Origin of the sequence: Bradyrhizobium centrolobii (genome assembly GCF_001641635.1) — a bacterium.
Taxonomy (GTDB): Bacteria; Pseudomonadota; Alphaproteobacteria; order Rhizobiales; family Xanthobacteraceae; genus Bradyrhizobium; species Bradyrhizobium centrolobii.
In genome coordinates, this window is sequence record NZ_LUUB01000051.1 from 171,079 (window position 1) to 177,338 (window position 6,260).

The window sequence follows — 6,260 nt, forward strand, 5'->3', positions numbered from 1 at the left end:
GTGGGCAAAGGCGCGTTAGCGCCCTGCCCACGGATCTTTGCGAACCGGCGGCGCCGGTTTTTCCGCCTCTATCTCGGGCTGGGATGGAACCCGGCCGACGTGTATCGTTGATTTAGATCAACCGACGGCCAAGTCCCGTGCTAATTTCATGCGGCTGACGCAAGGGATCACGGGGAACTTGAGTGACGAGTACACTGAGATCATCGCCGGCTTCGGAGGTGATGCTGGTCTCGACATTGCCGGCGTTGCAACTGATCTACGATACCGCCCCGATCGGGCTTGCCTGTCTGTCGCCGGACTGCCGATACCTGCTGATCAACCAGCGTCTCACCGAAATTTGCGGAATATCCGTCGAGGGTCATCTCGGGCATACCGTCAGGGACTGCGTGCCCGCTCTGGCAGATTCCGTCGAAGAGATCGTCCGTTCGATCGTCGCGACGGGCGAACCCGTCATCGGCATCGAGGTCGCGGGACAACGTGCCGATCAGGTCGATGAGCGCTCGTGGGTCACCTATTGGCATCCGCTGCGAATGCCGGAGGGTGAAATTGTTGCGGTCAACGTGGCTGCCGAGGAGATCACCGAACGCAAGCGCGCCGAGCGGGAAATCCGCAGCGCCAAGGATGCCGCCGAGACGGCCCTTCGCCATTTGCGCGATATCCAGGACTCGTTGATCGAGGCGGAAAAGCTTGCTGCGCTCGGGCGAATGGTTGCGGGTGTCGCTCATGAGATCAACACGCCGCTCGGCAGCAGCCTGACGGTTGCCTCGACGCTCCAGCGCAAGGCCGAGCAGTTTGCGGCGGAAGTCGCGCGTGGCAATCTCAGGCGTTCGACCCTGACCAGCTTCCTGGAGCTTGTCAGCGATGCGTCGGCGCAACTGGTCACAAATCTCGGCCGTGCCGCCGACCGCGTTCAGTCCTTCAAGCAGGTGGCGGCCGATCAATCCGAGTCATATCGGCGAAGCTTTGACGCAGGCGAGCTGACGGGCCAGGTCCTCTCTCAATTCGAGCGGCAGCTGCGAACGCGCGACATCGCGCTCATCATCCGCTGCGAGCCCGATCTTGGCATGGACAGCTACCCCGGGCCATTCGGTCAGGTCCTGACCAATCTCGCCGTCAATTCGATGACGCATGCCTTCTCCGGCGGCCGCACGGGCAGCATCAACGTCTCGGTGAGGGCGGCGGACCACGCGCATGTCGAGCTGCTGTTCGCCGACGATGGCTGTGGCATGGCACCGGACGTGGAGCGGCGAGCCTTCGATCCGTTCTTCACCACGCGCAGGCATGACGGCGCCAGCGGGCTCGGTCTGCATATCGTCCACAGCATCGTCGTGGATCGATTGGGAGGACAGCTCCGTCTCGAGAGCATGCCTGGCGAGGGCACGACGTTTCAGCTCATTTTGCCAAGAATGGCTCCGGACCGACGGGCTGGTGACAGCGACGATTGATCGCGTCCTTCCGCTGAGTCGGAACACGCGGGCGGGAAGGGCCGAAATTTCACCTACGTTTTCCCATCGTGTCACGCCGCGTTTGTCCTCACGACTGCAGCACGGGAACCAACCCGTAGCGCAGCATTGTTTCCTTCATCTTTGCCGGGTCAGGCGTGCCGGCCGTGAGCAGGGCGGCCATTTCCTTGAAGTATTGCGGGCCAAGCACGCCTGGGCTGAGCATGCACAGGCAGGTCGCCGGTCGGTGCGAACGGTTGGTGAAGCTGTGCACCAAGCCGCGCCTGATGAACACGGTCTCGCCTGGGGCGACATCGATGTCCTTTCCGTCGATCCGCCAGGTCGAGATGCCGCTCAGTCCATAGATCGTTTCGTCCCAGCGATCGTGATAATGAGGGATCGGCATGCGCGCGTTCGGCTGCAGCGTCATCTCGAACAGATCGAGGCTACCGGCGGTGTCGTCCTTGCTCTGTAGAAAGGTCAGCTGCAGCGCGCCAAGATTGATGATCTCAGGCATGGCGAACTCATCGGATCGGGTGCGATAGCGGACACTATCGCGTTTCGGCGATAAGCCAAGGGGGCTGTTGTAGGCCTGGGCAGCGGATGCTTTGCTCCCAGCGATTACTGCGTCGTGAAGAGCACCACTGCGATCGTGACGGACACGCCGACGGCAGACGCCGTCGCCACGGTCGACAGCACGCCCATTCTTCTGAGCGCCACCGCGAACAGGATGATGATGGGAGTGGCAGTCAGCAGCCCGATTTGTGCATTGCTCATGATCGTCGTTCGCTTCTTCCTGGAACTCCGAGGCCCCGACCGTTCCTACGGCGGGCGGGTCGGCCGGGCGTTGCGCCGGGGCAAACATCTTCCTCTCGGTCATCTTGTTTGTCGGGCGACAAATTCGGTTCGGGACGTGTGGGCTAAGGCTGGCCGGTGTCCTGATCCGGAGAGCAGATGTGGGCAACCGAGTGCGAACAAGAGGGGACCGGCTGGGGTATTTTGGAAGATCTCCCCGGCGATCCCATGATCTGGGTGCTGATCTTCAGCGAGCTTGCCGCCTTCGGCCTGTTCCTCGGCGCCTTCGTGATCGCCCGGGTGATCCACCCTGCGATGTTTGCGTCAGGGCAGGCGGTCCTGGATGCCCGACTTGCCGGACTCAACACCGTGGTCCTGGTGACCAGCGGCTGGGCGGCCGCCCGCGGCACGAAGTCCACGCGGGCCGGAGAAAGTCGGACATCGCGCCGCTGGCTCGTTGGCGCCATGGTCCTCGGCGGCCTGTTCGTCACGATCAAGGTGTTCGAATACGGTGGAGAGATCGGCCACGGCATTGGCCTCGAAAGCAGCACGTTCTTCACGCTCTACTTTCTCCTGACCGGCTTTCACCTCCTGCATGTCTGCCTAGGCATCGTCATCCTTGCCGTGGTCTGTCGCCGCGCCGAAGCGGTCCTCGTCGAGACGGGAACGGCGTTCTGGCACATGGTCGATCTCATCTGGATCGTCATGTTTCCGATTCTCTACCTGGTGCGATGATGACGCCCGATCGTCTCGACATGACGTGGATCGTGCTGATCGGCCTCGCGCTCGCGACCATCCTGGTGCCATCGGTCGTGCCGCGGCCGCTGCTTGCCAACGCCCTGCTGCTCGCTTTCGCTGCCGCAAAGGGGCGCCGGATCGTGCTCGATTATCTCGACCTGCGTACTGCGCCCGCGCTGTGGCGCGGTCTCGTGAGCGCCTGGATCTTCATCGTCCTGATGTTTGCGTGGCTCGCCTCCGCCGCCGTCGACCTGATCTGACCGCGACGCCTCGGTCGTCGCGCTCATTGCGCCCAGACAAAGAACGGGCCGCGCCGACCGGCAATAAATCGCAGCACCGCTCTTCAACACGACTCAAACCGGAAAGGATTGGCAATGGCTGAACGCCTGACCAAGTCGGCGGCACGAAACGTCTTCTACGGCGGATCGGCCTTCTTCTTCGCCATCTTCATAGGGCTGACGGCGCACAGCCACTACTACATGGTCACGAGCTCGACCGATGCGACGACGCTGACGGCGTCGGTCGCGCGCGGCAAGCATGTCTGGGAGAAAAACTCCTGCATCAATTGCCATACCCTGCTCGGCGAGGGTGCCTATTTCGCGCCCGAAGTCGGCAATGTCTGGGATCGCTGGGGTGGCAAGGAAGATCCGGCCGGTGCGCGCGAGACGCTGAAGGCCTGGATGCAGTCACAGCCATCCGGCGCGCCGGGACGGCGACAGATGCCGCAATTCAACCTCACGGACCAGGAGCTCAACGACCTCGCCGACTTCCTGCAATGGACGAGCACGATCAAGCGCCAGGATTGGCCGCCGAACAAGGCCGGCTAGCACCCGCGATCCGATCTCAAGACAGAGAGCACATCGATGAAATATCAGACCCAGAAAGTCGCGATGCTGTACTTCTACGGCGCGCTGACGCTGTTCCTCGCCCAGGTCGCCTTCGGCGTCCTCGCCGGGACCATCTACGTCCTGCCCAACACCCTGTCGGTGATCCTGCCGTTCAACATCGTCAGGATGATCCACACCAATGCCCTGATCGTCTGGTCCCTGATCGGCTTCATGGGCGCGACTTATTTCCTGCTGCCGGAGGAGACCGAGACCGAGCTGTTCAGCCCGCTGCTGGCGAAGATCCAGTTCTGGATGTTCTTCGGTGCAGCCGGTGTCGCGGTGGTCGGCTATCTCTTCCACTACCACGAGGGGCGCGAGTTTCTCGAGCAGCCCTTCATCATCAAGGTCGGCATCGTCGTCGTCTGCCTGATGTTTTTGTTCAACGTGACGATGACGGCGCTCAAGGGACGCAAGACCACCGTCACCAACATCCTGCTGTTCGGCCTGTGGGGTGTTGCGATCTTCTTCCTGTTCGCCTTCTACAATCCGGCCAATCTCGCGGTCGACAAGATGTACTGGTGGTATGTCGTCCACCTCTGGGTCGAGGGCGTCTGGGAACTGATCATGGCCTCCGTGCTCGCCTTCCTGATGATCAAGCTCAACGGCATCGACCGCGAGGTGGTGGAGAAGTGGCTCTACGTCATCATCGGTCTCGCCCTGTTCTCGGGCATCCTCGGCACCGGCCATCACTTCTACTGGATCGGCGCGCCCGGCTACTGGCAGTGGATCGGCTCGCTGTTCTCGACGCTGGAGGTTGCCCCGTTCTTCACCATGGTGATCTTCACTGTGCAGATGACCTGGAAGGCCGGACGCAAGCATCCCAATCGCGCCGCTCTGCTGTGGTCGGTCGGCTGTTCGGTGATGGCATTCCTCGGCGCCGGCGTCTGGGGCTTCCTGCACACGCTGTCCTCGGTGAACTACTACACCCACGGCACGCAGGTGACGGCAGCGCACGGCCATCTCGCCTTCTTCGGTGCCTATGTGATGCTCAATCTCGCGGTGATGGCCTATGCGATTCCGCAGCTCAGGGCGCGCGCGCCCTATAACCAATGGCTCAGCATGGCGAGCTTCTGGATCATGTGCACGGCGATGATGACCATGACTTTCGCCTTGACCTTCGCCGGCGTGATCCAGGTCCATCTCCAGCGCGTGCTCGGCCAGAGCTACATGGACGTGCAGGATCAGCTCGCGTTCTTCTACTGGATCCGTCTCGGCTCCGGCGTGTTCGTCGCCATCTCCGCGCTGATGTTCGTCTGGGCGGTGCTGGTGCCCGGCCGCGAGAAGCAGACGTCTATCCGGGGCGCGTTGCAACCCGCCGAATAGGCGCGAGGGCGGCCGCGCAAAGAAAGCGCGGCCGTCCATTCAGGAATTCCGGAGAGAGATCATGAAACCTGCACTTCACGCCGTGACGGCGCCTGCACCCGAACTTCCGGCCTATGTCGCGAGTGGCAATGAATGCGCGCTGTTCGAGCATGCCTCGCGTCATCGCCTGCCGGTTCTGCTCAAGGGACCGACCGGCTGCGGCAAGACGCGCTTCGTCGCCCATATGGCGGCGCGCCTGGGGTTGCCGCTCCACACCGTCGCCTGCCACGACGATCTCACCGCCGCCGATCTCACGGGCCGCTATCTGCTCAGGGGCGGCGACACAGTGTGGACCGACGGTCCGCTGACGCGCGCGGTGCGGGAGGGCGGCATCTGCTATCTCGACGAGGTGGTGGAGGCGCGCAAGGACGTGACCGTCGTCCTGCATCCGCTCACCGACGATCGCCGCATCCTGCCGCTCGAGCGCACCGGCGAGGAACTCGCGGCACCGAACAGCTTCATGCTGGTGGTCTCCTACAATCCCGGCTACCAGACGCTGCTGAAGGCACTGAAGCCGTCGACGCGGCAGCGCTTCGTCGCCATCGAGTTCGGCTTCCTGCCGCCGGAGCAGGAGATTGCGGTGGTGGCGGCCGAAAGCGGGCTCGCTCCCGATTACGTGCGGCCGCTGGTCGTGCTGGCCGGTCGCCTGCGGGCATTGAAGGGCCACGACCTCGAGGAGGGCGTTTCGACTCGTCTTGTCGTCTATTGCGCGACCTTGATTGCAGCCGGAGCGTCGATCACCGACGCCGTGCTGGCGGGCATGATCGAGCCACTGACCGATGATGCCGATGTCAAAGCGGCGCTGCTCGACGTCGCGCGCGCCGTGATCTCCTGAGGTGGTGCGATGCTCGATTTCCTCGAGCTTGAAGAGACCGTCGGCCGCGCCTGGCATCGCCTGGTCGGCGGCACCGCGAGCTATCCGGTTCATGCCGAGCACGCGGTGTCGCTAGCGGAGCATCGCAGCCGGATCGCGGTGATGTTCCGCGCGCTCGGCGGTGAGACGGGGGTTCAGATCGCCAGCGCCGGCGCCCGCCGG

At 63.2% G+C, this 6,260-nt stretch carries 8 protein-coding genes and 1 pseudogene; 7 read left to right on the top strand and 2 right to left on the bottom strand.

The annotated features are described in order from the left end of the window. Positions 1-182 precede the first annotated feature (182 nt). Positions 183-1,445 (top strand): sensor histidine kinase, encoded by a 1,263-nt coding sequence (locus tag AYJ54_RS14330; RefSeq protein ID WP_245329009.1) that lies wholly within the window; start codon positions 183-185, stop codon positions 1,443-1,445. A gap of 88 nt (positions 1,446-1,533) precedes the next feature. Here AYJ54_RS14330 and AYJ54_RS14335 read toward each other — a convergent pair whose 3' ends face one another. Beyond that, entirely contained in the window at positions 1,534-1,959 is a 426-nt protein-coding gene (locus tag AYJ54_RS14335) for a cupin domain-containing protein (protein ID WP_063699540.1), read from the bottom strand. 104 nt (positions 1,960-2,063) lie between these two features. Further along, positions 2,064-2,219, bottom strand: a complete 156-nt coding sequence (locus tag AYJ54_RS51280) for a hypothetical protein (protein WP_201724188.1) — start codon at positions 2,217-2,219, stop codon at positions 2,064-2,066. 177 nt (positions 2,220-2,396) lie between these two features. On the opposite strand from AYJ54_RS51280, the gene AYJ54_RS14340 reads away from it, so the two are divergent. The 6 genes and pseudogenes from AYJ54_RS14340 to AYJ54_RS52305 form a co-directional block, all read left to right on the top strand. Further along, a complete protein-coding gene (locus AYJ54_RS14340; protein ID WP_063699541.1) occupies positions 2,397-2,972 on the top strand; it encodes a cytochrome c oxidase subunit 3 family protein in 576 nt (191 codons plus the stop codon). Then, on the top strand, positions 2,972-3,235 hold the full coding sequence (locus tag AYJ54_RS14345) for a cytochrome C oxidase subunit IV family protein (RefSeq protein ID WP_063699727.1): 264 nt from the start codon (positions 2,972-2,974) through the stop codon (positions 3,233-3,235). Before AYJ54_RS14340 ends, AYJ54_RS14345 begins: the two co-directional genes overlap by 1 nt. 114 nt (positions 3,236-3,349) lie before the next feature. Beyond that, complete coding sequence (locus AYJ54_RS14350; protein WP_063699542.1) at positions 3,350-3,802, top strand: c-type cytochrome; 453 nt, start codon at positions 3,350-3,352, stop codon at positions 3,800-3,802. 36 nt (positions 3,803-3,838) lie between these two features. Beyond that, positions 3,839-5,185 (top strand): cbb3-type cytochrome c oxidase subunit I, encoded by a 1,347-nt coding sequence (locus AYJ54_RS14355; RefSeq protein WP_063699543.1) that lies wholly within the window; start codon positions 3,839-3,841, stop codon positions 5,183-5,185. Positions 5,186-5,246: 61 nt separating this feature from the next. After that, positions 5,247-6,059 carry a CbbQ/NirQ/NorQ/GpvN family protein gene (locus AYJ54_RS14360; protein WP_063699544.1) on the top strand — a complete coding sequence of 271 codons (813 nt, stop codon included), beginning with the start codon at positions 5,247-5,249 and terminating at the stop codon, positions 6,057-6,059. A gap of 9 nt (positions 6,060-6,068) precedes the next feature. Next, a pseudogene (locus AYJ54_RS52305) lies at positions 6,069-6,260 on the top strand (protein norD); the annotation flags it as partial.

What these genes read in the sequence shown, in the direction of transcription:
- AYJ54_RS14345 (WP_063699727.1), top strand. Translation starts at nt 2,972, where the DNA reads ATGACGCCCGATCGTCTCGACATGACGTGGATCGTGCTGATCGGCCTC.
- AYJ54_RS14360 (WP_063699544.1), top strand. Translation starts at nt 5,247, where the DNA reads ATGAAACCTGCACTTCACGCCGTGACGGCGCCTGCACCCGAACTTCCG.
- AYJ54_RS14355 (WP_063699543.1), top strand. Translation starts at nt 3,839, where the DNA reads ATGAAATATCAGACCCAGAAAGTCGCGATGCTGTACTTCTACGGCGCG.
- AYJ54_RS14335 (WP_063699540.1), bottom strand. Translation starts at nt 1,959, where the DNA reads ATGCCTGAGATCATCAATCTTGGCGCGCTGCAGCTGACCTTTCTACAG.
- AYJ54_RS14340 (WP_063699541.1), top strand. Translation starts at nt 2,397, where the DNA reads ATGTGGGCAACCGAGTGCGAACAAGAGGGGACCGGCTGGGGTATTTTG.
- AYJ54_RS51280 (WP_201724188.1), bottom strand. Translation starts at nt 2,219, where the DNA reads ATGAGCAATGCACAAATCGGGCTGCTGACTGCCACTCCCATCATCATC.
- AYJ54_RS14350 (WP_063699542.1), top strand. Translation starts at nt 3,350, where the DNA reads ATGGCTGAACGCCTGACCAAGTCGGCGGCACGAAACGTCTTCTACGGC.